This window comes from Rhizobium sp. NPDC092011 (assembly GCF_044756305.1).
Lineage (GTDB): Bacteria > Pseudomonadota > Alphaproteobacteria > Rhizobiales > Rhizobiaceae > Rhizobium.
Genome location: NZ_JBIVSO010000022.1, coordinates 54,758 through 81,734 on the forward strand (window position 1 = coordinate 54,758; position 26,977 = coordinate 81,734).

Annotated in this window: 23 protein-coding genes and 1 pseudogene; 9 read left to right on the forward strand and 15 right to left on the reverse strand. The window is 58.7% G+C overall.

Going from position 1 to position 26,977, the window contains the following annotated elements; genetic code table 11:
- Positions 1-45: 45 nt before the first annotated feature.
- The 10 genes from ACIQJ2_RS35580 to ACIQJ2_RS35625 form a co-directional block, all read right to left on the reverse strand.
- Positions 46-3,531, reverse strand: a complete 3,486-nt coding sequence (locus tag ACIQJ2_RS35580) for an AAA family ATPase (RefSeq protein WP_400676705.1) — start codon at positions 3,529-3,531, stop codon at positions 46-48.
- Entirely contained in the window at positions 3,531-4,802 is a 1,272-nt protein-coding gene (locus tag ACIQJ2_RS35585) for an exonuclease SbcCD subunit D (RefSeq protein WP_400676703.1), read from the reverse strand. The genes ACIQJ2_RS35580 and ACIQJ2_RS35585 overlap by 1 nt, the downstream gene beginning before the upstream one ends.
- A gap of 296 nt (positions 4,803-5,098) precedes the next feature.
- Positions 5,099-5,623 carry a DUF6527 family protein gene (locus ACIQJ2_RS35590; protein ID WP_400676701.1) on the reverse strand — a complete coding sequence of 175 codons (525 nt, stop codon included), beginning with the start codon at positions 5,621-5,623 and terminating at the stop codon, positions 5,099-5,101.
- Positions 5,620-6,966 (reverse strand): HesA/MoeB/ThiF family protein, encoded by a 1,347-nt coding sequence (locus ACIQJ2_RS35595; protein ID WP_400676699.1) that lies wholly within the window; start codon positions 6,964-6,966, stop codon positions 5,620-5,622. Before ACIQJ2_RS35595 ends, ACIQJ2_RS35590 begins: the two co-directional genes overlap by 4 nt.
- Complete coding sequence (locus ACIQJ2_RS35600; RefSeq protein WP_400746733.1) at positions 6,963-7,346, reverse strand: E2/UBC family protein; 384 nt, start codon at positions 7,344-7,346, stop codon at positions 6,963-6,965. Before ACIQJ2_RS35600 ends, ACIQJ2_RS35595 begins: the two co-directional genes overlap by 4 nt.
- On the reverse strand, positions 7,346-8,089 hold the full coding sequence (locus ACIQJ2_RS35605) for a multiubiquitin domain-containing protein (RefSeq protein WP_400676697.1): 744 nt from the start codon (positions 8,087-8,089) through the stop codon (positions 7,346-7,348). The genes ACIQJ2_RS35600 and ACIQJ2_RS35605 overlap by 1 nt, the downstream gene beginning before the upstream one ends.
- A 63-nt stretch (positions 8,090-8,152) precedes the next feature.
- On the reverse strand, positions 8,153-11,578 hold the full coding sequence (locus ACIQJ2_RS35610) for a UvrD-helicase domain-containing protein (protein WP_400676695.1): 3,426 nt from the start codon (positions 11,576-11,578) through the stop codon (positions 8,153-8,155).
- Between the two features lie 3 nt (positions 11,579-11,581).
- Complete coding sequence (locus ACIQJ2_RS35615) at positions 11,582-12,172, reverse strand: hypothetical protein (RefSeq protein ID WP_400676693.1); 591 nt, start codon at positions 12,170-12,172, stop codon at positions 11,582-11,584.
- Positions 12,165-12,977, reverse strand: a complete 813-nt coding sequence (locus ACIQJ2_RS35620; protein ID WP_400676692.1) for a DNA-binding response regulator — start codon at positions 12,975-12,977, stop codon at positions 12,165-12,167. The genes ACIQJ2_RS35615 and ACIQJ2_RS35620 overlap by 8 nt, the downstream gene beginning before the upstream one ends.
- 209 nt (positions 12,978-13,186) lie before the next feature.
- Complete coding sequence (locus ACIQJ2_RS35625) at positions 13,187-16,282, reverse strand: type ISP restriction/modification enzyme (protein ID WP_400676690.1); 3,096 nt, start codon at positions 16,280-16,282, stop codon at positions 13,187-13,189.
- Positions 16,283-16,766: 484 nt separating this feature from the next.
- On the opposite strand from ACIQJ2_RS35625, the gene ACIQJ2_RS35630 reads away from it, so the two are divergent.
- The gene (locus tag ACIQJ2_RS35630) at positions 16,767-17,150 is read left to right on the forward strand and encodes a type II toxin-antitoxin system RelE/ParE family toxin (RefSeq protein ID WP_400676688.1); all 384 of its coding nucleotides are present in this window, start codon (positions 16,767-16,769) and stop codon (positions 17,148-17,150) included.
- A 31-nt stretch (positions 17,151-17,181) separates the two neighbouring features.
- On the opposite strand, the gene ACIQJ2_RS35635 is transcribed toward ACIQJ2_RS35630, so the two are convergent.
- Together ACIQJ2_RS35635 and ACIQJ2_RS35640 are read right to left on the reverse strand one after the other, a co-directional pair.
- Positions 17,182-17,505: a helix-turn-helix domain-containing protein gene (locus ACIQJ2_RS35635; protein ID WP_400676686.1), complete on the reverse strand. Its 324-nt coding sequence runs from the start codon at positions 17,503-17,505 to the stop codon at positions 17,182-17,184.
- 217 nt (positions 17,506-17,722) lie between these two features.
- Positions 17,723-18,355: a hypothetical protein gene (locus ACIQJ2_RS35640; RefSeq protein ID WP_400676684.1), complete on the reverse strand. Its 633-nt coding sequence runs from the start codon at positions 18,353-18,355 to the stop codon at positions 17,723-17,725.
- A 364-nt stretch (positions 18,356-18,719) separates the two neighbouring features.
- Here ACIQJ2_RS35640 and ACIQJ2_RS35645 point away from each other — a divergent pair, with 364 nt between their 5' ends.
- On the forward strand, positions 18,720-18,884 hold the full coding sequence (locus ACIQJ2_RS35645; RefSeq protein WP_400676682.1) for a hypothetical protein: 165 nt from the start codon (positions 18,720-18,722) through the stop codon (positions 18,882-18,884).
- A gap of 163 nt (positions 18,885-19,047) precedes the next feature.
- Here ACIQJ2_RS35645 and ACIQJ2_RS35650 read toward each other — a convergent pair whose 3' ends face one another.
- Both ACIQJ2_RS35650 and ACIQJ2_RS35655 read right to left on the reverse strand, forming a co-directional pair.
- Complete coding sequence (locus tag ACIQJ2_RS35650; RefSeq protein ID WP_400676789.1) at positions 19,048-19,473, reverse strand: exodeoxyribonuclease III; 426 nt, start codon at positions 19,471-19,473, stop codon at positions 19,048-19,050.
- Positions 19,455-19,562: pseudogene (locus ACIQJ2_RS35655) on the reverse strand (NAD-dependent epimerase/dehydratase family protein); the annotation flags it as partial. The pseudogene ACIQJ2_RS35655 and the gene ACIQJ2_RS35650, both read right to left, overlap by 19 nt.
- A 73-nt stretch (positions 19,563-19,635) precedes the next feature.
- Here ACIQJ2_RS35655 and ACIQJ2_RS35660 point away from each other — a divergent pair.
- The 6 genes from ACIQJ2_RS35660 to ACIQJ2_RS35685 all read left to right on the forward strand — a co-directional run bounded on the left by ACIQJ2_RS35660 (position 19,636) and on the right by ACIQJ2_RS35685 (position 25,766).
- The gene (locus ACIQJ2_RS35660; RefSeq protein WP_400676680.1) at positions 19,636-20,499 is read left to right on the forward strand and encodes an AraC family transcriptional regulator; all 864 of its coding nucleotides are present in this window, start codon (positions 19,636-19,638) and stop codon (positions 20,497-20,499) included.
- Positions 20,500-20,724: 225 nt separating this feature from the next.
- On the forward strand, positions 20,725-21,042 hold the full coding sequence (locus tag ACIQJ2_RS35665) for a hypothetical protein (protein ID WP_400676678.1): 318 nt from the start codon (positions 20,725-20,727) through the stop codon (positions 21,040-21,042).
- Between the two features lie 332 nt (positions 21,043-21,374).
- Positions 21,375-23,129: a ParB N-terminal domain-containing protein gene (locus ACIQJ2_RS35670; RefSeq protein WP_400676676.1), complete on the forward strand. Its 1,755-nt coding sequence runs from the start codon at positions 21,375-21,377 to the stop codon at positions 23,127-23,129.
- Positions 23,130-23,285: 156 nt separating this feature from the next.
- Entirely contained in the window at positions 23,286-23,597 is a 312-nt protein-coding gene (locus ACIQJ2_RS35675; RefSeq protein ID WP_400676674.1) for a hypothetical protein, read from the forward strand.
- Between the two features lie 385 nt (positions 23,598-23,982).
- Positions 23,983-24,570, forward strand: a complete 588-nt coding sequence (locus ACIQJ2_RS35680) for a hypothetical protein (RefSeq protein ID WP_400676672.1) — start codon at positions 23,983-23,985, stop codon at positions 24,568-24,570.
- Positions 24,571-24,842: 272 nt separating this feature from the next.
- Entirely contained in the window at positions 24,843-25,766 is a 924-nt protein-coding gene (locus tag ACIQJ2_RS35685; protein ID WP_400676670.1) for an ArdC family protein, read from the forward strand.
- A gap of 3 nt (positions 25,767-25,769) precedes the next feature.
- Here ACIQJ2_RS35685 and ACIQJ2_RS35690 read toward each other — a convergent pair whose 3' ends face one another.
- Positions 25,770-25,943 carry a hypothetical protein gene (locus tag ACIQJ2_RS35690; RefSeq protein WP_400676668.1) on the reverse strand — a complete coding sequence of 58 codons (174 nt, stop codon included), beginning with the start codon at positions 25,941-25,943 and terminating at the stop codon, positions 25,770-25,772.
- 458 nt (positions 25,944-26,401) lie between these two features.
- Here ACIQJ2_RS35690 and ACIQJ2_RS35695 point away from each other — a divergent pair, with 458 nt between their 5' ends.
- Positions 26,402-26,710 (forward strand): DUF736 domain-containing protein, encoded by a 309-nt coding sequence (locus ACIQJ2_RS35695; RefSeq protein WP_018326263.1) that lies wholly within the window; start codon positions 26,402-26,404, stop codon positions 26,708-26,710.
- The last annotated feature ends 267 nt before the right edge of the window (positions 26,711-26,977 follow it).

Here is a 26,977-nt window from a genome sequence, read left to right on the forward strand (position 1 = left end):
GGCTCGTACTCTGGACGAGCGCCACATTTTGGCGTGTCTCGTCGCTCATGGGATTTTGTGGATCTTCACGGCCGGGACTGCCTCTGAAGCAATTTCGCAAAGATGCTTGTGGTGCGTTAGATAAATAACCTGACCCACTTCCGCCATCTGGCCAAATAAACGAAACACTTCCTCTGATCTCGGCTCATCGAATGTCTCCATGATATCATCGGCGACGAAGGGCACGGAGGGCCGCGCCATCGCGAACTCCTCGTAACCGGCCAAGCGTAGGGCCAAGTACAGCTGAAATTGTGTTCCCTTGGACATTTCGATCGCAAGCTTCGAGCCGCCCTGCCTCGGCAGGCCAATCAGAGCTTCGCGGTCCTTGTCCGGCCTCGTGGCGAGACCGCGATATTCCCCACGCGTTATCAGGCGGAAGGCTTCAGATGCCCGGTTCATCATTGAGCTACGGTGCTTGTCTCTATAAGCGCGGATACCATGCTCAGCAACGAGGCTGCCACTCCTAAGACGAAGATAGCGACGGGCCAAATCCTCGGTTTCAAGGAGCAACGTGCGTCGCTTTGCCTCCAAACGGGCAACGGAGTCGTCACCGCCGATGGCTGTCAGACTATCCTGTGCACGCGCCCTGTTCGCGAACAGATCCTTCGTGTGTCCATCGAGGCGCTCAAGCCGTGACACGAGCTCAGCCTGTTCTCGCTGAAGTTCTAAGATATCAATGTGTGCGAGGCTGCTAAGAGCGTCCTGAAGAGATTGGGATTGCATGTCACGGATGATCTGTCTCTCGATTACACTTTGTCGCTCAGCCAGATCGTCCCGCTTCCGACAATGATCGAGTGCTTTCCTGACGTCTTCCAGGGTTTCGGCGCGGAAGAACTCTGTCATTTCCCTTTTTCGCGCCGAATGGATCGCGATCTCGTTAGCCAGCTTCTCGCCCTCTATAACGAGCTCAGAAAGCGCCTCGTCCAGCGCTTTACGCTTGGTTAGGATCTGCTGCGCCGACTCGTGTCGCCGCTTGAGATCCTTCGCCGCCGCGAGGGGATTGCTTCCCTCGAAGTTTTCTCCAAGAGCGTTGAAAAGTCGCGCGACCATATCGACGAAGAACTTCCGATCGGCCTCCATCGAATTGATACGATGTTGAAGATCGTCCTGCTCGCGCAAAGCTTCGGGAAGGCCGGCGATTGCGCCCAGTAACTCCCGGAGGGCTCCAACGCTACCATGCTGATCGGCAAACCAAGTGCTCCTCAGAGTGGATGTCCACTCGCGATGCCACTCCTCGAACTTGGCAACGGCGTCATTGAGCGCCGCCTTCCTCTGATCTGCTCGTGCTTCAAGGTCACGAATCCGTTTGTCCGCTTCCGCTCGTTTGACCTGATGCGCAGCATGATCGCCGAGCGCATTGTCAGCCGCTTGCTGCAGGGCATCTATCCCCAACCCTTCGATTTCGACACCGATGCTTTGAAGAGCCTCCGCAAGTGATTCCAGCTGCACAGCAAGCGCGAGCTTCGCTTCCTCGACTTCCCTCGTAGCACGACGCAGATCGTCCCACGCCGCCAAGGCTGCACTCCGGTTCTCAGTCCACTGGCTGATTGTTGTCAGCCAAGCAATAGTGGGCACGTCGTTTCGCAGCTGGATTTTTTCCGGCGAGATTTCCGCTCTGATTTCACTGCGAAGGTTCGCTAGCTCTAGGTCGGTCTCGTAAAGCAATTCCTGCTGTCGGCCGATATTGACGTGATTTATGGCGATCTCAGACGTCAACGAGCGCAGTTCCTCGAGTTGTTTTGCTCCATCGAGGCGCGCAGAAGCGACAGCATCAGTTTTACGCATCTGGTCCTCAAAGCGCTCTGCTGTTTCTCGATCCAGGGTCGTCAGATGCTGCTGCCAAGCCTCGTCTCGTTCCAGCAATGCAGTTCGGGCTTCCTCGTCGTCAAGAACGCTTGCCGCCCCTCGAAGCGCAGCAAGCCTTACTGCGCCCTCCGCCTGCCGCGTCTCGAGCTCCCTTTTTCGATCTATGATCATGGATCGACGCTTATCGAGGACGCTGAACGAAGATTTCCAAGTTTCAACACGATCTGCGGCCGGTAGTAGTGCGCGTCGGAGCGCATCGCCGTCACCGGTCCAAGGATGAAGTTGGCCAATTGCATCATCGAAGGTTTGGCGCCTGACTGGAAACCCTCGCTCAGCAAGACGCAGTTCTGCAACGAGGTTGCCATCACGCAGGCGGCTCAACGCCGATTGAATCCGGGCGACCACGATCCCATCAATCGGGACCCCACTGCTTTGGAGGGCCTGGTTGGCACGCTGCTCACTCTCAAGCGCTTGCCGGGCAGCGTCATATTCCTTTCCGGCCGATTGTCGTGCCACCTCGATACCAGACCTGTCGCTTATCAGATCGCGTAGCGCTCCAAGGGTGGACGCTGGAATGACCAGGGACTTGGGGTCCTGGACGTCCGACTTTCCCAGGGTGGCCAGGATCAGGTTGACCTTGCGTCCGGCTTCGACCAGGGCATTCTTTCTTTTTGGCAGGTCCTCCAGCGCGGTAGCATAACGTGCCGCCGAATCCGAGAGCTGCTCTAAGCTATCGCCAATCTCGGCCAGCCGATCGTCGACCGCAAGCCCTTCGCGCTCTCCGCGGGCCTTGTGTTCACGCTGTTGAATGCCGGCTAGCTCCGTCTGAAGCCTTGTGTCCTCGACAATCAAATTTGGAAGCGCAGCCTCCCAGGCACTGGGCGGCGACGGCAGATCGCGGAATGCAGTCAGCTCCTGTTCTGCTTTACGATAGTCGGAAGCCAAAGGATACGCACGAAGAATGCGCGCTACCTCGTCCTGACGCGCCTTCGTTGCGCCCGTCTCCTTCATGGCTGTGTCGTAAGCCGCCTCGGCCTTCTCAAGCGTGGCTGTCAGCGCGCGGTAGGCGGACGCCTGTATGTCGATCTCTTCCCGCTGCGATTTGAGTTCCGCGATCTGCCGTTTGAGACCGGCGACCTTCGTGGAGCTGGCGCGCTTGCGGAAAATACTGTCCGCTTCGGCAATTACAGCCTCGAGAATGGAGTTGATCCCAGCCAAGCCGGCGCTCGCCGAAAATAGCAACTCTCCGAGATCGCCCTTGCTTTCCAGGATAGCATTGCCGCCATCTTCCAGAGTTTGGTCATCCAGCGAGAACATCATTCGATAGGCATCACGAGTCAGGCCAGCGAGCGGGACGCCTAGGATGGCTTCGTTCACAGGACGGGCCCCGGCATCCAGAAGGGAGTTATTGCGCTGTTTGACGCGCTTGAAATCGTGGGCCTGCCCGTCAAATTCGAGACAACCGCCGATTTCCATCGCTTTGCCTTGATGAAGAAAACCGTACCTAGTCCGCTCCTCTATACCGAATAGCAGGTCGAGATAGGCAGAAAGAGATGTCGATTTGCCCGCCTCGTTTAGCCCGTAGACGATGTGCATGTCAGGTGTACCGGCAACATGCTCTCCAAAGTCGATCGAGAAATCGGTGAATTTGCCATAACGAGTGAGATCAAGTCGGCGCAGGCGCATCAGCTGACTCCCGGCGTTTCCGGCGTTAAACGGGCCAATATATCGTCACAGCCTTCCGCTAATAGCTGGTCAACCAACGCCTCAAATTCGTTTTCGTCATTGCCGCTGAAAGTTCGAGCCTCCGGTGGCAGATCATCTCGCAGTTCCTTTACGAGTTCGCGCAGGGTTTCGCGCATACCATGATGATGCACGATTTCGTTTCGCATCAGATCGCCAAGTTCCAGGATCGGATCAGCGTTGAGAGCTCCAACCGGCTTGCTTTCGAGCGTCGTGGTGGCGATTTCAATCTTTTCTACCCAGGTTCTACCCAACCCCTCAACGCGTTGCTCTGCTTCCGCCAGCAACAAATCTCGGTCGCGACGCAGCTGCCATGATAGCCCTGTTGTTCCCGTGAGCTGAAGGCGACCGACAAGATGCGCCGAGCGTGTTTGGTCGCGCGCGACACTCATACCCTGCTCAATCAGATCAGCAGCCTCCCGCCAAGTATTGGCTGAGGATAGATCGACCTGTATTCGCTCGAATTGCGCAATGCTGGTTGGACGTTCCTCAACGGTAAGGCTGCGATCGTCATTGACCGTGACCAGGCTGACCGTCTTTTCGCCGCTCTCATTGATATCGCGGCCTTGTGGCATGCCCGGCATGATCACCTTCCGATCTCCGACATGTTCCATACGATTGTGAATATGCCCGAGAGCCCAATAATCGAACCCCCACCCGTGGAGATCGGTCGCCTTGCATGGTGCATACAGATCGTGGCCAGGCGCTCCGGCCACACTCGTATGCATGATCCCGATATTGACGGTGTCCGCGACGGGCCTGTGATATCTCTCAAGTAGGCTTTCCGGTGCCTGAGGCTTTGCAAAGCTCAGGCCATGCACGGACAAAGCCAGGTCCCCATGCTTGATTTCCGCTGCGTGCGAGCGACCCCCAAACACGGTCACTGATGGCGGTAGGATCAGCTCCTGAGTGATACGGGAAAGGGCATCATGATTGCCACGGATGACGAAAGTGGCAATGCCGGCCTCATGCAATCGGTACATTTGGCTGGCGAGAAAGCGCGCTGTTTTCATCGATGTTTGGTCGCCATCGTAGAGATCACCCGCAATGATCAGCGCGTTTACCTGTTCGTCGATGCACAGGCGCACGATAGCCGACAATACCTGTCGCGTGGCGTCTCCAACCAATTCAGCGAGATCGCGATTCCGCAACGCCAATGAACGCAAGGGCGAGTCGAGATGAAGATCAGCAGTGTGAACAAATCTGAATGGCATAATGCTATCTTCTCGGTGTCGGTGTTCAATGTAAAGTAGCGGTTACGGATGATCCTACGCGCAAATGCAACATAACTGTGCATACACTCGCCCTAGTGTAAAACTCGGTTTACTCCACGCCTGATGATTTACGGACTCGCCTTTCAGCCAGCAGTTAGACATCAGCGAAAGTTTGGGTCTAATCGCGGCCCGTCCGCATTTTTCGCTGGCTATCGCAGCGAGTCGAGGAGCCGTACTCATCCAGCCTTCTCGCCGTTGTAATGCGTGCGGGCATGTCGACGGCTTTCCGCTGTATGTCACGGCATTCGCAAGAACACCCATCCCCCTCTTGTTTTCCACGATCGCGCAAAGCCGCGACCTACGAGCCGATTTGCTGCGCGATTAACGTCCCAGACGAGTTCGTCGATTGCATCGGCCAATTCCACAGCGTTGCGAGGCTGACTCTCGTCCATTGCGCCGAGAACGGCCGCCTCGATCTCCGGATTGTAAGGCGGTTCGCGATTTCCACCTTCAAATTGGTCGCACCATAGAATATGGCCACGCCAGACGATGAAGTGGCTTTCGCATCCTCCTTCGCGCCAAACCGAGGGAAATAGCGTAAGTCCTTCGCCCCGCATGTCGAAGCGCCATGCCTTGTCGGAGCGGCTGTCGAGATTGATTACAAGGGTCTCGCCGCACCCATCAGGGCAGGCCATCACGATCGATCTTGGCCGTGTGCGAAACACCATAGAAGCATCGCCAGGGGCATTGAGGGTTGCTTCAGCCTGGTCCCTGTATTCGGCATCGCCAACCAACCGGACCATCCGTGCAGGTTCTGTCATTTGTCGCTCCCATTGTGACTTGTCGGCCGAGCCGGCAGATTCCAGGTTGGCCCCTTAGCGAAGGCGCCCGTGGAGGAGCAAACCACGCAACTGGGCTGCACGGCGACAGCCATCTCCTTCACTCGGCCGCGAATGCCGTCGTAAACCTGATAGCGTGGTTTGATCGGAACTGGCGTAACGGCTCCGAGCAGCATCGTCATCGCGAGCGAACTCACGGTAGAATTGATCGACAAAACGGCGGGCTGCGGTTCGCGCTCGCCCTGCACATAGGGGTCCCCCGCGCGCTGCTCTGGAGTCAGCATTTCCCGCCGGATCGCCTCGCCGTCGAGCGCGCCCGAGCAGGTTAGGCAAGAAAGTCCGGGGGCGAGCATCTGCACGCGTCCCGTGATGTGGCTGACGGCTCCGTTCGCGACAGTGATGCTGACGCCCATATCGATCACGGGCACCAAATACTGATAGGCGGTTTGGTTGACGACCGCCCGGCTCGCGTGGGAATCCGTGCACAACAGCACGAAATCGAAGGTAGTGATGAGCTTCGCTACCTCCTCGTCGACTATGTCAGCTCGAAGCGGGGTCACCGTGGCATCAGGGTTAATCGCGCGGATCATTCTGGCCGCCACCTCGACCTTCGGCCGGCCGACGTCCGAGGGGATGGAGCCGACGAGGCGGTTCAGGTTCGTCTCCTCGACCAGATCGGGATCGATTACCGTGATCCGCGTGGCGCCGAGATGAGCAAGTTGCTGGCACTCGAGCGATCCCGTCCCACCCACACCGATTACGCCAAAATGGAGGCGGCGTAGCAGCCTTTGCCCCGGCGCTCCGAATGCCCGGACCTGCCGATCGTCGCGTTCCTGATCGGAGACGCCGTGCATGGGCGAATGGAGCATGAGACTTTCGCCCACTTCCCACACGTCAATCTCATCATCGTTTCCGAGAAGCCGTGCGCGACAACCCTCTGGCCCGATCACCAGTGCGACATGCGGCACTGGAGCGGCTCGACGCGTAAAATACGAACCCAGTTCCGTTTCGCCCGCATCGTCGATCGACGAGAAACGTGGATGGCCGGGACTGGCGGGATGCGTGTGGATCGCGACGACGGCCATGCCGGTGACCCGGCTGCGGTTTGCAACCTCGATAAGGAAGGACGATTTCAGGACGGCAGAGACGCAGGTGCGATGCTCATATGCATCTTCCGGCACTGTGCTGGCGTCGGCGACAATCCACGTCTCGCTCTGCGAATCGTAATATGCATAGGCGATGGCGCAGCTCTCCAGGCCACTGGCGTCGAGCAGCCTTGACGCGAGGTTGGAATAGAGAGGGGAAGGAAAGCGAACACGGCTCATTGGACCTGCCTCATACGATCAATAATTACGTTCATCCAAGTCGACAGGGTGTCGCGATTGGGGTTCCAAGGTCCTGTAAGATGCCACGAGAACCACGTTGCGGGTTCGACGGTCTCCGGGACAGGAGTTTGCGCCGAGTTTTGTGGTGGACCTCCATGTGCTAGAAGGAGATCAGGATCCGCCCAGAAGCAGTCAAGCTGCGCAAACGGATATCCGGGCGGGACGATGAAGCGGATGGTGGTCGACGACCTCGACCACCCCTCCGGCAGGCGGACGCCAGGCACCGTGACGAGCGTGGTGCCGCTCGGCAGCTGCCGGGTCTGAACGTCGCCGAAGCGCTCCCGCAGCTGGTCCAGCTGCATGTCGAGAACGCCGGGCATCAGCCGAAGTTCGCCTTAGGGACTGACGAGAAGCGGCGGACACCATGCTTCGGGACGAGGCTCACTACCTCGTCATCGGCAATGATGCGGTCCGGATCGTCGCCCTCACCCTCCAGAGAAAGGTCATGCTGCGGATCCCAGTCGGGCACCATCGACTTGATCTGCGCGCCGGTAAGCTTCTTCTTATCGGTCTCATAAGGCTTGCCGTTGACGAAGAAAGTGTAGGTGACCTTGTTGGGCGCCGTGATGAATTTCTCAACTCCGTCTGCGGCGAGATCCGCATCGGTGCCAGGTTCGATCAGCTTGTCCTTGCCGCCACGCACCTCCAGGAAGACCGCCTCGTCACTGCCGATGCCGGCGAGCGCACGCAGCACCGCTTCAGGGATGGAAGAACAGCCCCACACGATGCGCGCCTCGTTGAGCTTGACGCGGTAGAGCGGGTCGGTGCTGAAAGTGATGAAGCGGAAGGCGGCACGATCGCGCAGATCGACCTCCTCATCCGCCCGGACATCTTCGAAGTCGCCTTCGGACGTGATCACGAACAGTGAGTGACCGTCGATGTCGTTAATACCGGCCTTCTTCAGGATCTGGCGGCCGAGCGGAACCGGATCGTCGAGGATAAGCGGGTGGAAATCTACGCTATCGACAGCGAGCGAGACCCGGTAGCGACCGGGGCGCAGGGGGCGATCTTCCTGCACGGCGAGTGCGACATCGTCGATGTCGGGGTTTTCGATAAGAGACATATTTTGTTTTCCTGTGGACCTCGGCCTGATTGCGTCGGTCTCACAGGATTAATCTCGCCAGCATCAGCCGACCGGTAATTTGGGTGAGAGATTTTTTTGCAGCCTCCCGTCGGCCACTGGACCGCAGGTAAAGAAGGCGGGACAGAAGGGGCATGTGCGGTCGGATCGCTCAGGCGTGAAGTTTCCGCCCTCGATCGCTGCGAAGACTTCGGCAAGCTTTTCTGTTCTCTTGCCGAGCGCCTTATGGTCGAACTCGACCCTTGTGGTGTGATCGTCGTCGGCGAGGTGGACGATCTCGACCGTGCAGCCGGGAAGTGAGTTGGCGGCCGCCATCTGGAAGGCGGCGTCGGCGAGGCCCTGTCCGGTTTTGGAGGATCGGTGGCCGGTCCGAACCATTCGCACGATATGCCGTCCATTAGGGGTCATCACGACATCGTCTGCATTTGCCGAGACGGTAGTCGTTCCGAACCCTGTTTGGAGAGAAGGCGGTATCGAGCGGGTTGTACCCGCGCGCATCGCCACGAACCGCTGGACAAGCAGGGTCGCAACTTCACGGTGCAGCCGATACTCGTCCCCAGCCAGTGGCCCTTCAGACCATCTCTGCTCCAGCAGTCTCTCCATGTCACCAAGCGACACGACGGAGGGATCAGTGGCGGCGATTTCCGTCACGATGGCGCGGACCAGATCGTGCATTGTCGTCATGGTTGTTGGCGTGCGTCGACCGCCGACGCCAAGCACATGGGTGTACAAAAAGCGCCGTGGGCACCGATCATACAGATCCAGTTGCGCTGTAGTGACCTTGATTCCAGGCCCCAATACGATCGGGAGCGGTTCATCCTCGGGGTCCGGTTTCCGGTCCGCATGCGGTATTGCCGCGCGGGTTGTCGTTACGCCTAACCGTGCAATGAAATCCGAGGGATTGCGCCGATTGCCGTTCGCCATTCGGGTCGCTGAGTAAAGGAGGAGGCGGTCCCGCGCTCGAGAGGCGGCGACATATAAAAGGCATTCCTGCTCAAGCCCGTGATCCGTAGCGGCCAGAGCAACGGTTCCGCCTTCTCCGCCAGCGATCATGCCATCTGGAACCGGACAGGCCGGCTTACGCGCAGTGCTGGGCATGCTCCCCTTATTCAGACCCATGACATGCACCACGGGGAACTCGAGACCCTTGCTACCATGGATGGTCATCAGCCGGACCGCGTTGATGCCCTGAGCGGCTAGCGGAATCTGTCGAAGATCCCGTTCATCGGCGAGCTGGACAAGTCGCCTGATCCCGTCGAGCGTGCGGTGGATCGGCAAACCCGGCCCTGCACGTTGAGCGCGCAGGAAGCCCATCAGCTGCCAGATCGCCACGCCCATGGCGCGACTCGAGATATCGTCCGTCGAAGCGATCAGCGCAGCTGTTCGTGTCCGATCGAGCATGACATGCGCCAGCACGGACCAGGGAAGCGCATCGGTTCCAAAGCCGTCCAGCATCCAGGCCACCCGGCGCATGGCGTCAGTGTCGGCAGCGTCCAGGGTTGGTAGCGAGGGCGATGAACCGGCCCAGGCGAGCGGTCCAGCTTCCGCCTTCCGGAGGTGCTCGACCACCTCTGCCGCACCCGCCAGACTTAGCCCGGTCGACAATCCCTGGAGGGAGGGCTTACGCACCAGTCCCATGGCACGCTTGTCGACGACCAACGACAGAACGGACAGCAGATCCTTGACCTCGGGTCGTTCGAAGAGATTGCCGAGGTAGAGAACCGGAATTCCGCGTCGCTCCAGTCCACGACCCATGCGGTTGAGCCGGTCGTTGCCGGGGCAGAGCACAGCCTGGTCGCGGAAGGCGACATCCTGAGAATGGCGCAGAATTTCGTCGGCGAGTGCGTCCGCCTCGTCGTCGTTGTCACCGAAGGTCACATGCTCTGGCGGGACACCGCTGGACGGTCGATCTGCTTTGAGGGAGGCATCGCCAGTGCCAGCCTGCATGCCCCCGCCGAAATTCGAAAATGCACCAACGATCTCGGGCGTCGAGCGGTAGTTGAGACGCAGCCGATCACCAGTACCACCAGGAAAGTCCTCGGCCTTGAACCGCGACATGTTGAATGAGGATGCGCCGCGGAATCTGTAGATCGCCTGACGCGCATCACCAACGGCCCAAAGGTTTTTACCAACATCCGTCAGTTGCTGGAGCAGCCTCACGCTACTGCGGTTCACGTCTTGATACTCGTCGACGAGGATATGGCTATATGTGGCGCGCAGAATAGAGACTGCCTCGGCATCGGACTCGAGCAGCTTTACGGGCAGAGACACGAGATCGCCGAAGTCCACCGCGCATGCCGCGAGCTTCAACTCCTCGTATTTCTTATAGACAAGCGCGACTTCGGCGCACCGCTCAGCCGCATTGCGGGCTTCGGTGTCGGTGGCCTTGTCCAGCATCTCCCGCGCCAGCGCGGCGTAGCGGTCAGCGTCCGCGACCTCGTCTTTCGCCCGGGATATCGCGGTGAGCATGTCCTTGAGGGGACGATCGGGATTCATGAACTCCCGATGATGGGTGAGGTCCAGGGCGAGATATTCGCGCTCCATGATCGCGATCGCCTCGCTGCGATCCATCATGCGGGGCTCTCTCGGGAAGCCCAGCTGCTTGTGGTATCTTCGCACTAGATCGAGGCCGAAGGCGTGGAATGTCCCGATCCACATCGCCGACGCTGCCTCTGGCCGCAGTCCAGCGATGCGCTCAGATAGTTCTCCGGCAGCCTTGTTGGAGAAGGTCAGCACAAGGATCGATCGGGGATCGACTCCTTCATCGACGAGGCCGGCGACCCGCCCGACGAGGGTCTGCGTCTTCCCCGTTCCCGGTCCGGCCTCCAGAAGATATGGGACCCCACGATGCCGCGCGGCCTCGCGCTGCTCGTCGTTGAGCGGCTTTGGAGGTCTTGCCTCGGCCTGCTCGGGTTCCGGCTCGACCGCAGGAAGGAGCAACGCGTCGAGAAGCTGCAGCGCGACGACGTCGAAGGGCGCCCCCAGCTTCGTCGCAATCTCTGACGCCGTCATGCCCTCAAGGTGGAGTGAGCGAGCCCGGTTGCGCGGTAGCAGAAGTTCGCGACCGAACAGGTCCATCTGGATCTCGCGGCGCTGCCGCCGGCTGTAGTCGACGACCCGATCCTCGCCAACGGGGGCAGCTTCCGCTGGCCGCGTGGGATCGACGTCGTGGGCGACGTGCTCGATCCGGTCGTCGCCGAGCGTGGCGTGACCGAGTTCGTGGCCCACCAGGAAGGCCTTAAAGAAGGTTGTTCCCGAGTCCTCGTGCCTGATGGCACGATTTATGGGATCGAACTGTGCCCGACCGCCCTCCAGGATCGCGCTGCCTAGCTCGACGAGCTCGATGTCCAATTCCAGACTGGCTGCGGCGGCTTTAACGAGAGCCTCAGGATCCCACGGGTCAGCCCCGTTGGAGACCACCTCATCGTGAAGCGCCGCGGCACGCTGCCGCGCAAGTTCGACAGCGTCCATGGGTCACTCCCGTGAGGCCAGCAACTGCTGTCGTCGCTCATCCGGCACCTTGCATTGCTGGAGCAGGTCCTCGAACGTGATTTTCTCCTGCTCGGCGGATGGAGCATCGTCGGCCTTGTAGCTGACGCCAGGCGCAAGTCGAGGTGGTGCTGCCATGAAGCGGAGCAGGTCGTCCGAGGTGGATCGGAGGCCGCGCGCAAGAGCGTCTACGAACCACGCGGGCACGCTGGCGATGTCCACGAGCCGGGAGCTAAATCCCTGGATCACGCCGCTGGGCACATCGAGGGCACGCCGAAGACTTACCAGTTCCTGGGAAGAAACGTTGGCGAAGGGGTCGACCACCGCCGCGGATGCCTGAACCGGCGACGTGGCTCGGAATGCCGCAAGGGACGCTTCCACCCACGCCTCATCGGCAGGGGTGGTGGTCTCTCCAGTTGCGCGCTGCAGTCTCAAATCAAGGGATAGGTCGATCAACTCGCGCGACAGATGAGGGTATAGCTGAAGGTAGCGGTCAAGAGTTCCGTTGTCGTGCTCCTGCTCGACTGCGAATGCGAGAAGAACCTCCTCTGCACTGTCGTTACGGCTGTCAGTCATGGTCGTCTCCAATCGACAGAGCCTGGCGTATCAATAGGTATGCTTCGTCGCGTCTATTCCGAACGGTTTTTTCGGATTTGACGCCGATCGCCTTTCGAATGGTCATGACGCTATCGTCCGACGAATCGATTGGCATGTCCCTCATGATCAACTCAACGACTCTGCGTAACTTGTCTGGTAGGGACCTAATCGCGTCGGCTACGCGCGACCGGTAAATCGGATCGTCGGACAGCAATTCCTCTTTGAGATCTAAACTCCCGACCGCGCGCTCTACCGCCAGCGACGGTTCGTTTGTCTCTTGGTCAGCCTCAATGGCTTCGGTGCGCCCCGCCTGTCTCCTCGCCCTGTGCATAGATGTCGTGCGCAGCGCTGCAATGGCACCGGCAAACATGACCTCGAAATAGTCGAGGGCAGACCCTGGCTCGGCTCGATCTTCGATCAACTTTCGGACGAAGGTATCCCTCACCCGATCGCGAGCATCCGCGGCATGGACGCTCTCGGGCATATCGGCGCGCTCGTCGACAACGCGTGGCAGTGCAGCTGAGAGACGGCGCATGAGTTCGCGGTAAAGGTCGTTGAAATAGCTCTCGTCGTTGTCATACCGTGTGTCGCGTATGAGATAGACGATACACTCGGACTTCACGTAAAGCGGTGATGACGTGTCGCGGATCTTCAAAGCAGCGATAATTTCCTCGCGCGATTGCTTAACAAGTTTCGCTAACGCTTCCTCAATATCCGAGCGACGCGTATAGAGTGCTCCATCAGACCGTCGTTTCGTTAATGGTTTTACCTTCCGAGCATTCAACGGTTGCCCCTGTCCCAATTCATCACCAAGTTGCTCCAGGTTACGCAGACTGGTTCGATAGTGCGTATCGCTATACCTCGCGAGCCGCTCGATTCGAACGCTCCATCTTAGGTTGATGTTTGATTTATGCCAAGCAACCTTGTTGTATAGAAAAAGTTGGGTGTGGAGGTGGCACCTTTATAACTTCTGCGCGCTGAGCAAAGGCGACATTACTCGAATGTACGTTTGGCAGCCTTCATTGCTTCTAGGATAGTGACCGTCTCAACGGAGACCCGCGCTACGCGAGCGAGCGTGTTGATCACATCCTCTTTATAGTCAGCGAACCGGTAGGTATTGAATCTTGTACGGATGGTGGGATCTTTTGGCGTTTTTTCCTTAAACTGTTCCAATACCCACTCCAGTCCGGAACGATTTCCGAGGCAATAGGACCAAGCTTCGGCTGGAAAGCCATTAAGATCCGTTTCGCCGTCGACACGTATGGAACCAGTTTTTGGATCCGCCTTAAGCACCGCTTTCGGGGTAATGCCGGAAAGCCTGGCCTTGTCGTCCGTCACGCTTTCTCGTTGTAATGGCCACGGCTCGGCCGTCTCATACCCCGTATGCAGCTTCATTAGCCGCTCACCCCACTCAGCCCATTGCCGAAAATCTGGGTAGAACGGGATACGGGGGTATTCCCTCTTTAGGTTGAGGGCGTAACGTTCGCGATAAATCGGATCGTGCAATACGCCGTAAACATAATGGAAAATATCATCCTTCGTGATTTCCACAACTTTGCCGTACCTGCTCCGAAATTGCCTTAAACCCCAATCCGTGATGTTGTCCACTTTCTCGCCCGTAGCAGTGTATCGGAAGCGAGGGAGTTGTGTCGCACCGGCAGCCGCACCCACAAAATGCAGATCAACGAGCGTATCCGCTGCGAGCACCATGAAAGGTTTCTGCGAGGACGGGTCGGTAAAGACGATGGAGCTGTTTGACAGTTCCGCCATATGCCCGAAGAGCGATCGATTTTGGTATAACATCTCAATGAATGGAGGATAGAACTTCAAATATTGCTTGTCGAATGGTCGATACAAAGTCTTGACGTGCGGGGCAGCGGAGATATCCATTGCTACGTTCTGCTTTAGTGAATTGATAACCGATCGCGTCCACTTGATGTCGGTATTCAGAGAATCTGGTGTAAGCGAACGGTCCGCCATACGTTCGCGGCTCAATCGGTCTTGCTCGTAACTATCTACGAGAAACTTAGTCTTAGCGTCCAAATCCGCAAGAGACCGGCTGTACATCCAATCATCTCGGTTCGTAACAAGCCCCAGGGAAAATAGTCTGAAGATGGCCTTTTCTTGCCCGTTTGTTTTTGCCGTTTTCGTCTTCTTTTCTGCGACTGGAATGAGACCATCCCATTCGTTTTCGGACAAGTTGATCCAATTTGCTTTTTTGTCAGGTTCAACGCGCTGAAATGAGATGCCTGAAAGTTTTGAAGACGCAAGAAATGCTAGCTTGTCCTCTGCTGTGTCGAATTCGTCTCTCCTCGCGTAGAAGATCTTGCAGCCCTTTTGTTTGCGTCGCTTGACCATAAACGATATCGCGACGCCGGTCTGGATGCCGAAGACGTTGTGCTTCGTGCCCGACAGCTTTGGGTTGGCACGCACGTCGCCGCCGAGGTCAATCAAGTAAATCTCGTTGAAATCCTCTGCCACTGCCCTCCGGAACCCGTCAAAAGTGCGGCTTTCGATAAACGAGCGGTTTGTGACGAAAGCCAGCACGCCGTCGTCATGCATGCGATCGGACGCCCACCTGAAGAAACGGGCATACATGTCGTAGACCTTAGTCTTCTGAGCCGTCGACAGGCGAATATAGCTGGACTTGATCAATTCGTCGACGCGCTGATATTCGCGGTTCTTGTTGTTGTCGTTCTCGTTTTGCTGGTTGGCGTTGTATGGCGGGTTGCCGATCACAACAGAGATTTTTCGGGCGTTCTGTCGCTTGACGCGGGCGACGTTCTCCTCCGAGAGGGCGCCAAAAAGGTCACCTACATGCTGTCCGGTTTTGATGCCTAGCGCGTTCACATTGTCGAGGGTATCGACAAAGCAGAGGTTCGGGTACTCTGCGAATTGGCCCGAGATTGCCGCATAAGTCGCCTCAATGTTAAGATTGGCGACGTAGTAGGGTAAGATCGCCACCTCATTTGCATGCAGCTCATGCTTGTACTTGTGTGCAAGCTTCTTTTGGTCTCCGCGGAAATATTCCAGAAGCTCACAGATGAAGGTGCCGGTCCCAGTCGCCGGGTCGAGGATCTCTACATGCTCGTCTACAAGGTTCTTGTGGAAGTGCTTCTCGCAGAGCCAATCAGCGCCCTCGATCATAAAGCGGACAATCTCGTTTGGCGTGTAGACGACGCCCAGCCGATCGGCTTTCTTCCTGTCGTAAACCTTGTAGAAGTTCTCGTAGATCAGTTTGAGAAAGGTCTGCTTTTCTTGATGGCTTGTAATCTGGGCCGCATTGGCACGTATGGCCGCATAGTACGGTTCCAGCCCTTTCAGAGTATCGCGTTTCACGGCGCCCGTAAAAAACTTGCCTTCAAGCAAGTAGAGTTCCTTGGCGATGTTATTCTCATGGTGGAAATCGCCATCATTGAATACATGCGAGAAAATTTCCTCGGTCAGAATATGCTGGATCAGCATCTCGCGCACATCGGCGTCGCCTAATGTCGGGTTGATCGTCTCTTGGCAGGTTTGAAGAAAACGGGCCGCCTCTTTGCGAAAGCTAGAACTGTCGCGGTAGGCGGTCTCAATGCGGTGGCGCAGAGCCTCAAGCACGGTTGGCAAATCGGCTTTGAACCGTGCGACCGCATTTCGAAATTGAGCTATCTCCGGCCGCTCATAGCGGAAGAACAGCGACACCAGCCGCAGCAGGCTGGCCGTGTCGGTCATCGCCGCGCGCGTTACTTCCTGCCGGTTCTGGATCAGTACCGCCGTTTCAGAATTTTCAAAGATGATATTGTCTTGAGGATAGCCTTTCGCAAGTTTTTTACGAATTTCCTCATCGAGGTCATCTTTGGTGTCTTTTGCCTCCCAGTAGCCTAGTGGCACACGAATGTCGTGAAGAATCGTGCCGTCAGGATAGACCGTCGATTTGAAGCTTGTCTGGACGGGGAACTCTTCCAAGAACACCAATTTCTCGGATGTGGCCCAGGAATCAAGCAAACGTCGGAAAGCCGGCCGGATGATTTGCTCGTTAGACAATCCAGAAAACTTCTTCAGACGATCTAACTCCGCAAGATACTGATTGATAATTTGTTGACTCATGGAACCCCCGCAGCAGCGATACGTACATCGCCGGGGCAGGATTCGAAAGGGGGGCATTTCCGAGTGGGAAGCGGAGAAAACGTCCGGTCATCGTCTCTAGGAGTAGGTTACTCGCGCGCGGTTACATTTGATATGTTCGGCCAAGTCCAGAGCAATTGGTGGCTTTTGCTGGTTCCAATTGGCGCGCTGATGGCGATCAGCCCTCTCCCCGTGAATGCAGAATAAACTCAGGCGGATTTTCGGTGAGCCCAACTGGTTGCCGCCCGCCGCCGATAAGCAAATTGATTATTTTAAAAATTCTGCTTGACACCTTTTTTCGAAGTCTATATCGTCCGAAAATAGGAAATCCCTTTATAAGCTGTTGACTCTTGTCAGGCGATAACGTATGTTAACGCTTGTGGGCTGTGCGTTGTGCATGCGCCTGAAACAGACCCGCCGAGCGGGAGAAAGAGAGTCACGTAAGCAATGAGGAATCCGAAACTCAATGTCCAAGAAATTTAAGTACGTCAACGAAGGCGCAAAACGCGCTTTCATGGATTTGCCCACGGATATTAGAATCAATTTTTCAGCGGAGATACGAAGGGTCCAAGAGGGTGAAGACCCACTCGACGATTTCAAAGTTCTCAAAGGCGAATGGAAAGGCGTCATCGAACTGCGCGAAAACGGTTCGCCGGCCTACAGGGCTATCTACTGCGCTAAACACCTCGATACAGTCTACATCCTCCACGCCTTCACCAAGACCAGCGAGAAAGCTGATCAGAAGGAAATGGACACGGCTCTAGCGCGCTATAAAGAGATGATGGCGGAGGTTCGGGAACTGACCCAAGCGGAAGCCAAGGCGGCGAAAGACAAGCCGAAGAAGAAATGACAGGCCGGAGGCCGTAACAAAGAGGGGCCGCTTACGCGGCCTCTTTTTGTTTTTCCTCAACTCGGCACACCACGTGGTGGTTGCCATCCAGCGATGGCTTGAAGCGGTAACCAAGCGTCGCGAGGTAGCCAAAAAGTTTTTGGACTGACAGTACCGCAATCTTGCCGCGGACGAGTTCACTTACCCGGGACTGCGGGATATTAAGCGCCGCTCCGATGTCGGCGTTTTTCCACCCTCGTTCTTTGAAGATCGCAACCAGCGTGTTGACGAGGTCGGATCGCAACGTCAAATCCGCAGCCTCAATCGGATCGTCTGTGATCGAGTCGAAAATGTTGTCGTATTCGAGCTGTGTCATATCGAATTCCAAACTTTAAAATTACAGAATTCTGTAAATAGGTCAAAATGACGGACCCGTCAAGTTCGCAATAACGGGATCTTATTTGCGCCGGGCGGGTCGGACCTATCGCGTCTCGGTGAGCGGTAGCCGTGTCGCTTGCGCGTACGTATGGTGGCTGCAAAATGCGGGCAATCATACCCAGCGGCCTGTTATCACTGCGCATGTCGGACTACCGCTATCGCAGCAGACCATCGACGTCGAATTCGTCCCAACCAAGGAGCTTGGCGGCGGCGGCATCAACCTCGCGCTCGCTTGCCTTTGGCTTCTTCGCCGCCTTCTTCAGCGAACGGGTAAGTTTCGCCCTGTAGACGGCCTGTCTTCTGTTCTCCGCTCTCGCGGCGACATCCTCTACACGCCATTCATCGACGACGGCCCGGTCAAGCAGATCCTCCACCACGCGGGGATCGAACACGTGGAAGGTGATCTGCCTTGCGCGGCCGCTCAATCGCACGGTGCGTGTTCCGGCGCTCGGAAGACGGCCATCCTTCAGCCAACGATGCCGTTCGCCCGCGGAGATACCGAGGATGTCCTGGATTTCGCGCGGAATGACCGGCAGGTTTTCGATCCCTTCGAGCGCCTGGGTGACGGCTGCTGAAGCCGAGGCGAACTCTCGCTCGCTGTCTTCCGCCATCCCCAAAACGAGAGCCATGCCGTTCACGTCGAGAGATTTCCTGACGGCCACGGGCAGACGGGCCCGGACTTCCAAAAGGATCCCTTTGGCGCGAACCGACGAGCCGAAAGTGGCGGCAGGCGACAGTGTCCAAGTCTCCACGAGCGCGGAAGCGATGATGATCTTCTGTTTCGGCATCCTGGGTAGATGGGTTGGGCGTTGCTCGGGATCAACAAGGAGAACGCGGTCGTTCCGACAGGCGTTGAATGCTGGCGCAACAAAAAAAGGCCGGGGCGAATTCGCACCGACCTTCTCATGTCGCTCCTCATACCAGTGCCAGTACATCCGTGGTCAAAAGCAGAAAGCGACTTCGGCTATCGCGAATATCCCTTGGGACACTCACCAGCGAAGCCGATGCGCAATAGATAGCCACTGATTGTGTTCGTTTCAAGTTCGCAGCGAAGACGGGTGGACTTCAAAGGAGAGCATATCAACACGCCCATCTTGAGGTTGCCGCCCGCATGACTATCTCGAGTCGGAACCCTCGACTTGGAGCATCGAGATGGAAGAAGACACCGTAGACCTCTTTGCAGACGCCGACATTGAGATCCTGCTGCCGGAGACCGTCACCGTTGATCCGGCGGCTCCCCCATGCGCCTGTTGCGGAGGGCCCGCATCGACCGAGGAAGACTGTTATGGCATTTGCGAGGAATGTCTGTCGCCGTGATTTGCTCGGTGCGATCCGCACACCGCCGCAGCGATCGTCTGGACGTCGTCACCTTTTCCGTTCTCCTGCAAAGAGCGTCTGCCCCTGCCTCGGCGCGATCAAGGCAGACAAGCGACCTCTGAACGCGGTGCCCGGCAACTGACCCCTCTTCATCTAAGGTAAGTCAATCATCAACCAGCTCAATCCAAACAGGGGCATGGTCGCTGGTGTGGTCCCAGGCGCGCGCGAACTTGTCGACACCGCAGATCTGCAGGCGGTCCCGCAGTGATGGACTGAGCAGGAAATGGTCGATGCGAAGGCCCGCGTCTCGGGCGAAGGCGTTGCGGAAATACTTCCAGAACGTGTAGATCCGCTCTTCCGGATGCAGCAGCCTGACGGCGTCCGTCCAGCCCATGGCAACGAGCTCGGCATAGGCGGCCCGCACCTCAGGCCGAAACAGGGCATCGTCGCGCCAGCGCTCCGGCTTGTAGACATCGAGATCAGTGGGCATGACGTTGAAATCGCCGACAAGGGCGACCGGCACATCAAGCTCGAACAGTTCCGCCGCATAGGAATGCAGCCGCTCGAACCAGCAGGCCCTCCTCGCGATAGAACTATGACGGAATGGCCTTTGGCCAAGAGGTTCTCGGTCAGTCTGGCGCCGATCCTGCCGGTCGCACCAACCACGGCGATACGCATGGCTCATCTCCTACAGTTTGCTGAGCCGATTCTTAAAGGATTGCTTGATGGGCGAAAGTGGAGATAATACCATATGATCTCGAAATCAGGCCAACCTTTGATGAAGCCAACCTGCAGCACCGCTGTAGATCTGACACTCTCGCATGGGCCGGCGATGGCGTTCAGAGTGGACTTCGCCGATTACGAAGCCGAGGGGGTGCAGCACCAGCACCCGCAGGGTCAGCTGATCCTGGCGCTCCATGGTGCGGTGACATGCACCGCGGAAAGCGGGGTCTGGATCGTCCCACCCGACTGTGGGCTCTGGGTCCCTGGCGGCGTTCCTCACAGCAATCAGGTTACGCCCAATGCCCGTCTGACATACCTGTTTGTCGAGCCCGGCGCGGCTGAGCTACCTACTGAATGCTGCACGCTTTCGGTATCGCCAATGCTCCGGGAGATGATCCATCGGGTGGCGGACCTATCGCACAGTGATGCTCCCGACGCTCATGTCGAGCGCCTCGTGCGGGTCATGCTCGATGAACTTGCGCTGATGCCGCGTGAGAGGCTGGAGCTGCCTGTGTCCGCTCATCCAAAGATCGCGTCGATTGCTGCGGCTCTCTTGGCAGATCCGAGCGACCGGCGGACCCTCGGCCAATGGGCTGAGCATGTCGCCGTCAGTGAACGAACATTAAAACGACTTATGGTCGACGAGACCGGATTGAGCTTCGGCCGTTGGCGGCGCCAGCTTCATCTCGTTATCGCGCTGCGGGAACTGGCGGGCGGGGCCACAGTCCAGCAGGTGGCAGGTGACTTGGGATACGAATCCACGACAGCCTTCATCGTCATGTTCAGGAAGGCGCTTGGGACCACGCCATCGCGTTACTTTGCGGATCGGCTTTTGAACGCTGAACGCGCGTCTGGCTCAATCCATCAGCCCCGATCCCTGATCTCGACTTGAAATTGCTCTTCGCCGATAATATCTGACCATCACTTCCCGATGAGACGATGCCCTGCTCGCTGCAATCGCCGCGGCGTTTGACCTTGTCCCGGGATACAGAAGAAGGCGCTCCCCTTACGGGTCGAGCGCCTTTTTTGTGTCCGATGCGAGCGCAATGCGGTACCTGCACCTTGACCGTGCCACCTTTGCGGCTGAGATCTGCACTAAAACACTCTGTGGGAACACATGCCATTTTTTCTCGTGACGCAGACATCGCTGGTCGAAGCGCAAGACGAGCAGGAGGCTGCTCAAAAGGGCGTCGACCGCATCCGCTCCGGAGGACAGGTCACCGTCGCGGTGAAATCGGACGAGACGACAATCACGCACGTCGTTGTCGCCGCAGTGGTCGAACAGCCTCTGCCGGTCTCGCCATCCGAGGCCGCCGATCCACCGCCTGCTGCTGTTGCTACCGCCGAAGCCGGTCCTGTTGCACCGGAAAGCAGGAAGCTGATCTTGAAGCGTATGCTCGCCGATGGTCTCGCCCTTCTGGGGCGCCGGACCTAGTCCCATCCTCAAGTTATGGCTGCCGCTAGCAGTCTCGTCTTCGAGCGCCGGCTCGAATTGAGAAGTAAGGGTTGAGAAAAGAAAAGCAGGGAGCAAGAACCGGTCGCAGATCGGTCCTCCTGCCGGCGCTATCGCTCAACCGCCGCCTGCGTCATCCCGGCCGCCTGTCCTTCGCAGGGCTGTTAGCCCCGCTCGCCCTAGGCAGCAGGGATGCTCGGCCGCAGTTGCGGCAGTCCGGCCGCTCCGCGGCCTGGGAGGTGTCTTCGAAAAAATGAAGACAGGAAGGGCTGGCGAGGTGCTGGTCCGGAACCCTCCAGACAAGGACAAATCCTATGCAGATCATGAAGGTTGACCCGCGCGCCCTCAAGGAAAACCCCGACAGGATGCGCCAGACAAAGTCGTCGCCGCAGGCTGATGCATTGATGCTGGCGACGATCAAGGCCGTCGGCATCGTCCAGCCGCCGGTGGTCGCACCGGAAACAGATGGCGGAAACGGCTACATCATCGACGCCGGGCATCGCCGGGTTCGATTGGCCATCGCCGCTGGACTGGAAGAAATCGAAATCCTCGTCGTCGATGCGGCGAACGACAACGGCGCCATGCGCTCCATGGTCGAAAACTCTGTTCGCGAAGCGCTCAACCCCGTGGATCAATGGCGGGGCATCGAACGGCTAGTCGCTCTCGGCTGGACCGAGGAAGCGATAGCTGTAGCCCTTGCGCTACCTGTTCGTCAGATCCGCAAACTGCGCCTGCTCGCCAATGTCCTCTCGGCGATGCTCGAACAGATGGCGCTGGGCGACATGCCGTCAGAGCAGCAATTGCGGATCATCGCCGCCGCCGGCCAAGTCGACCAGAAGGAGGTCTGGAAGGCGCATAAGCCGAAGAAGGGCGACACGGCTCCGTGGTGGCAGATCGCAAACGCGCTCACCAAGAAGCGCATGTATGCAAGGGACGCAAGTTTCGGTGACGATCTGGCGCAGGCCTACGGGATCGAGTGGGTTGAAGACCTCTTCGCGCCGGCCGATCAGGATGGCCGCTACACGACGAATGTCGAGGGCTTCCTTGGCGCCCAGCACGAATGGATGATGAGCAACTTGCCGAAACGTGGGGCCATCGTCGAGGTCAATAGCTGGGGCCAGGCGGAACTGCCGAAGAAGGCCTCCCAGGTCTATGGCAAGCCGTCGAAGTCCGATCACACGGCGCTCTACCTCGATCGCGATGGCAAGGTGCAGACCGTGCATTATCGCATGCCCGAGGCGGCAAAGCCGAAGGGCGCTGCTGACGACGGATCCTCCGCGGGCAGCAATAGCGATGCGGTGGCCCCTCCGAAAATTCGGCCCGACGTGACCCAGAAGGGCCACGACATGATCGGCGATTTCCGAACCGACGCACTGCATGATGCGCTCGGCCGCGCGCCGATCGAGGATGACATGCTGATGGCGCTGATGGTGCTGGCTTTCGCCGGGCAGAACGTCCGTGTCGATTCCGGTGCAGACGGGACTTTCTACGGCGGCAAGCGCTTCTCGCGCCACGCCGTTACCCTGTTCGACGAGCATGGCAAGCTCGCCTTCGATCAGGACACGCTTCGGGTCGCCGTTCGCTCAGTGCTGATCGACGTTCTGTCCTGCCGCCGGGGCATGTCGAATAGCGGCATGGTGGCCCGTATTGCAGGCGAGGCAATCGGCGCCGACGAATACCTGCCGAACATGGGTTCGGAAGATTTCCTCTTGTGCCTGTCGCGCCAGGCGTTGGAAGCGTCGTGCGCCGAGGCATCCGTGCAGCCACGGTCGAAGGTCCGCGAGACCCGCGCAGCGCTTGTCGAGCATTTCGCAAACGAGCACTTCGTGCATGCATCGGCGCTCTTCGCACCGCCAGCCGACGAGTTGCTTGAATGGATCCGAGCAGGTGCTGCCACGGATATCCTCGGCTCGGGTGGGCACGAGGATGACGACGGTCATGATGAAAACCTCGGTGAGGAGCAGGAAGGTCACGCCGGCGAAGAAGGGGATCACGACGGTCCCAAGGACACCGATGTCGGCTCCGAGGAGGAGGATGATCAGGATTTCGATCAGAGGGCAGCCGCATGACCGCCGCCCTCCAGTCGAACATGGCAGCACCCACCCCCGATTTTTCGGGGGTGGAGCTTGCCACCAGCGCGGACGGCTTCGTCGTCACTCCCGCGCAACACGCTTAAAATGACGGGCCGTCCTCCTTTATCGGCTGTCGAAGCCCGGGGTTGTGACATGATCGACATACGCGCATCGAAATCGCTGGCAAAAGCATTCGTAGCCCGGCGAGAGATCCAGCGGCATCTGGAATATCTGACACGGCAGATTGCGTCGCGCGCCAGAAGACAGGCGACGACGGTGAATGCCCGGCGCCGGAATCGCCGAAGATCCGGCCTCCGAATTTACTATCAGGAGCTCGCCGACCGCCTTACCTTCGAGCATTGGGTCGAACTCCACATGATCGCCTGCGGGCTGGCGGTGCAAGAGCAGGTCATCGGTGAACTGCAAGATCGCGACGATATGCCTGTGCATTATCCGGCGGCATAGGCGGACCCGAAACGGACCCGCGGGTTCGGGACTTTCCTGGCTTCGATGCCAGCGGCATGGAGGGCTTGGCCATATCAGTTCCTTCCCGCTGGAGAGAGATATCGGACCCGTGTCGGACCGCCCTTCGTGTTGCTGCGGTCTGAACCGGCGGCCCGGCGTTTCAAGGCCGCTGTCGCGCCGCGTGGCGGCCGATCCAGCCTCACTGCGCGAGAGCAGGCTCGCGGTCCTAAGCAGGTCGAAACCTGCTGGCCCGCGAACCTGCCCTGCTTGTTCAGCCGGATCGGACCTGTGAAGCCGCCCGTCCTTTGCCGGTTCCTGTTCGTCCGCATCGAAGGGCAGACCGGCACGGGCCGGAACCGCTTCGGCAGCCAAGGAAGGAACTGATATGGCCAAGCCTGCAACTCCCCACCGCTCCAACGCACGGATATCGCAAGCTCGCCGCGGAGCAACCCTGGAAATGGTCCGCCTCTCGTGCCCTGATGCCGCCCATGCCCTCAAGATCGCCGAGAGCTTCGGCACGGCAGCCGTCGACAGCGATGGCATCCGCAGTCTGCACGAGCGGCTGATCGTCGAGACCGCCGACAGCCTCTCCGAAGGTCTCGGCGAAAAGGCCATGCAGATCCACCTGCAGCGTATCGTCGGGGCCTTCGTCGGATCGGCGCACGGCGCCGGGCAGTTCTACTCCCGCGCTGTCACCGAAGCACGCGACGCGACAGCCAAGGCATCGAACGATGCCCGAGATGCAGATCTCGATGGTCCGGTCGGCTACGACAGCGCCGCCCAGCGCAAGCGCGAATTCGCGGCCGACATGGGTATCCAGTCCCACGCGCTGCGGATGGCAGCCGAGGGCGCGGTGGCAGCCTACGAACAGGTCGTCGGGGAGACCTGGAAACCCTTCGACCGGCCGGTCGAAAACCCGGGCGCATCGCTCGACCGCAAGGCGGCCGAAGTTCAGATGGCTGCTTTCGGATGACACATTCGGCGGGGTTGCACCCCGCCTTCTCTTTCTGACCGAGGGCCGGCGCCTGCAGCGCCGGCTTTTCTTATGGCGAAGAGGAAAACTGGCGACGCCCGATCGCGGCCCGTCCCGCGCGGCGGTCCTGCAGGAGCCGGGTGCCCCTGCAACGGCTTCGCCGTCCTCCACGCTGTTGCGGCCTTCGGTGCCTGGTCACGCCATTGGCCCCTGACTTCGGACCTCCGTAACGGACCGCGATCGGCGCGGTCCCTAAAAAGGAGAGAGAAGTCATGGCAAAGAAATCAGAATTGGACCGTGCGGACATCTACACGCGGATCACCGATCGGATCGTCGAGGATCTTGAAAAGGGTGTCCGTCCCTGGATGAAACCGTGGAACGCCGCCAACACCGGTGGCCGTATCAGTCGACCCGTGCGCCACAATGGCCAGCCATACTCGGGCATGAACGTTCTGCTCCTATGGTCAGAGCAGATATCGCATGGCTTCGCCTCCTCAATGTGGATGACGTTCAAGCAGTCCCTCGAACTGGGCGGGGCTGTGCGCAAGGGCGAGACTGGCTCAACCGTCGTCTTCGCCAGCCGCTTCACCAAGTCGGAACCGGACGGAAACGGTAACGAGGTCGATCGGGAGATCCCCTTCCTCAAGGCCTATTCGGTGTTTAACGTCGAGCAGATCGACGGCCTGCCCGACGGCTATTACGCGCCGCCGGCAAAGGTTGTTGAGCCGATCGAGCGCCTCGAGAGCGCCGATCGCTTCTTCCGCAATACGGGTGCAGTCATCCGTCACGGCGGCAATCAGGCCTACTACTCCCCGGTCATGGACTATATCCAGATGCCGCCCTTCGAGGCGTTTCGCGATGCTGCCGGATATACGGCCGTCCTCAGCCATGAGGCAACTCACTGGACTGCGGCGGAGCATCGCGTGGGACGTGACCTGTCGCGCTACGCCAAGGACAGGACTGAGCTGGCCCGGGAAGAGCTTATTGCCGAACTTGGCAGTTGCTTCCTTTGCGCCGATCTTGGCATCGCGCCGGAGCTCGAACCGCGGCCAGATCACGCTTCTTATCTTCAGTCGTGGCTATCGGTGCTGGCCAACGACAAGCGGGCGATATTCCAAGCAGCGGCCCATGCGCAACGGGCCGTGAGCTTCCTGCATTCGCTGCAGCCGGAAACGGATATGAAGGTTGCGGCCTGAGGTTCAAGCGCGGTCGTCACCACCGGTGGCGGCCGCGTGGTCTATATCACGGTGATCGCTAAGACCTTGCGCAATGTCAGCATCCAGCCTGCCCCAGATCGACGGTTTTGCAGCGTCGGGCTTGGGTTTGCGGGACGGTTTGCGTTCGACTATGAACGGCTTGGTCTGCTGACGCATTGATCCTCCAGGCTAAGATTCGCGAGGCCAACGATATCGCACCGGGCGCAGTCAGCAAGCGGGCCAATGTTAGCTGGAACGCTTGTCCCCTGATGAAGCAGACGATGAGAGCGGTCCCGGCGTGCGTGGCGCGGGATGCCGTTCGTACACATGGCGAATGCAGCGAACGCCATTGCGATCTCCCTTCCGTCAGAGTTTCCGGCAACCCATCTGCGGGCTCGATGAGGCATGTCTGACCGGAGACCGGCTGCGCCTCGATCGTCTTACCACAACGGCCACAACCACTTTTCTTACCCCTGCCGGCTGCGCCGCCATTCCTCTCCAACTAACAAAAGTGGCAGTTGCCGCCCTCCACTGTGTTCCGGCCTTATCAGGTGCGGTCCGATCGTCACCGGTCTTTGCGACAGCCATCGAGGCCGCGATGGGCGCGGCCCGAACACGAGAAAAGGAATACGACAATGGCAACCATCGGCACCTTCACCTCCACCGAAAACGGCTTCACCGGCTCCATCCGTACCCTCGCCCTCAACGTCAAGGCCCGCATCGCCCGGGTCGAGAACCCCTCCGACAAGGGCCCGCAGTTCCGCGTCTACGCCGGCAGCGTAGAACTGGGCGCCGCCTGGCAGAAGACCTCCGAGCAAGGCCGCGACTACCTCTCGGTCAAGCTCGACGATCCGAGCTTCCCGGCTCCAATCTACGCGACACTCGCCGAGGTCGAAGGCGAGGATGGCCTCCAGCTCATCTGGTCCCGGCCGAACCGGGACTGATCGGCATCACGAGGCTCCGCCACCGGCGGAGCCCTCTCCTCTGACCGAAATATCAAAGCCGTACCCGGCATCGAGCCGGGTACGGCTTTTCTTTGGTGCCATACGGAGAGTAGGAAAACCTGCTCAGTATCCGGTGATGATGCCGACGGGACTGCCGTCGTCAAGGATGAGCGGTTAGAATGCATTTCCAAGAAGTGTCCTGATTGTCTCGTTGCCGCTGCAATCATCGTGCATTTGTGAGGCCATTATCGGTGAGCTTGCACGGTG

Excerpts from the sequence above, each read along its gene's own strand:
- ACIQJ2_RS35580 (WP_400676705.1), bottom strand. The coding sequence starts at position 3,531 with ATGCGCCTGCGCCGACTTGATCTCACTCGTTATGGCAAATTCACCGAT.
- ACIQJ2_RS35585 (WP_400676703.1), bottom strand. The coding sequence starts at position 4,802 with ATGCCATTCAGATTTGTTCACACTGCTGATCTTCATCTCGACTCGCCC.
- ACIQJ2_RS35590 (WP_400676701.1), bottom strand. The coding sequence starts at position 5,623 with ATGACAGAACCTGCACGGATGGTCCGGTTGGTTGGCGATGCCGAATAC.
- ACIQJ2_RS35595 (WP_400676699.1), bottom strand. The coding sequence starts at position 6,966 with ATGAGCCGTGTTCGCTTTCCTTCCCCTCTCTATTCCAACCTCGCGTCA.
- ACIQJ2_RS35600 (WP_400746733.1), bottom strand. The coding sequence starts at position 7,346 with ATGCCCGGCGTTCTCGACATGCAGCTGGACCAGCTGCGGGAGCGCTTC.
- ACIQJ2_RS35605 (WP_400676697.1), bottom strand. The coding sequence starts at position 8,089 with ATGTCTCTTATCGAAAACCCCGACATCGACGATGTCGCACTCGCCGTG.
- ACIQJ2_RS35610 (WP_400676695.1), bottom strand. The coding sequence starts at position 11,578 with ATGGACGCTGTCGAACTTGCGCGGCAGCGTGCCGCGGCGCTTCACGAT.
- ACIQJ2_RS35615 (WP_400676693.1), bottom strand. The coding sequence starts at position 12,172 with ATGACTGACAGCCGTAACGACAGTGCAGAGGAGGTTCTTCTCGCATTC.
- ACIQJ2_RS35625 (WP_400676690.1), bottom strand. The coding sequence starts at position 16,282 with ATGAGTCAACAAATTATCAATCAGTATCTTGCGGAGTTAGATCGTCTG.
- ACIQJ2_RS35630 (WP_400676688.1), top strand. The coding sequence starts at position 16,767 with ATGTCCAAGAAATTTAAGTACGTCAACGAAGGCGCAAAACGCGCTTTC.
- ACIQJ2_RS35635 (WP_400676686.1), bottom strand. The coding sequence starts at position 17,505 with ATGACACAGCTCGAATACGACAACATTTTCGACTCGATCACAGACGAT.
- ACIQJ2_RS35640 (WP_400676684.1), bottom strand. The coding sequence starts at position 18,355 with ATGCCGAAACAGAAGATCATCATCGCTTCCGCGCTCGTGGAGACTTGG.
- ACIQJ2_RS35645 (WP_400676682.1), top strand. The coding sequence starts at position 18,720 with ATGGAAGAAGACACCGTAGACCTCTTTGCAGACGCCGACATTGAGATC.
- ACIQJ2_RS35660 (WP_400676680.1), top strand. The coding sequence starts at position 19,636 with ATGATCTCGAAATCAGGCCAACCTTTGATGAAGCCAACCTGCAGCACC.
- ACIQJ2_RS35665 (WP_400676678.1), top strand. The coding sequence starts at position 20,725 with ATGCCATTTTTTCTCGTGACGCAGACATCGCTGGTCGAAGCGCAAGAC.
- ACIQJ2_RS35670 (WP_400676676.1), top strand. The coding sequence starts at position 21,375 with ATGCAGATCATGAAGGTTGACCCGCGCGCCCTCAAGGAAAACCCCGAC.
- ACIQJ2_RS35675 (WP_400676674.1), top strand. The coding sequence starts at position 23,286 with ATGATCGACATACGCGCATCGAAATCGCTGGCAAAAGCATTCGTAGCC.
- ACIQJ2_RS35680 (WP_400676672.1), top strand. The coding sequence starts at position 23,983 with ATGGCCAAGCCTGCAACTCCCCACCGCTCCAACGCACGGATATCGCAA.
- ACIQJ2_RS35685 (WP_400676670.1), top strand. The coding sequence starts at position 24,843 with ATGGCAAAGAAATCAGAATTGGACCGTGCGGACATCTACACGCGGATC.
- ACIQJ2_RS35690 (WP_400676668.1), bottom strand. The coding sequence starts at position 25,943 with ATGCGTCAGCAGACCAAGCCGTTCATAGTCGAACGCAAACCGTCCCGC.
- ACIQJ2_RS35695 (WP_018326263.1), top strand. The coding sequence starts at position 26,402 with ATGGCAACCATCGGCACCTTCACCTCCACCGAAAACGGCTTCACCGGC.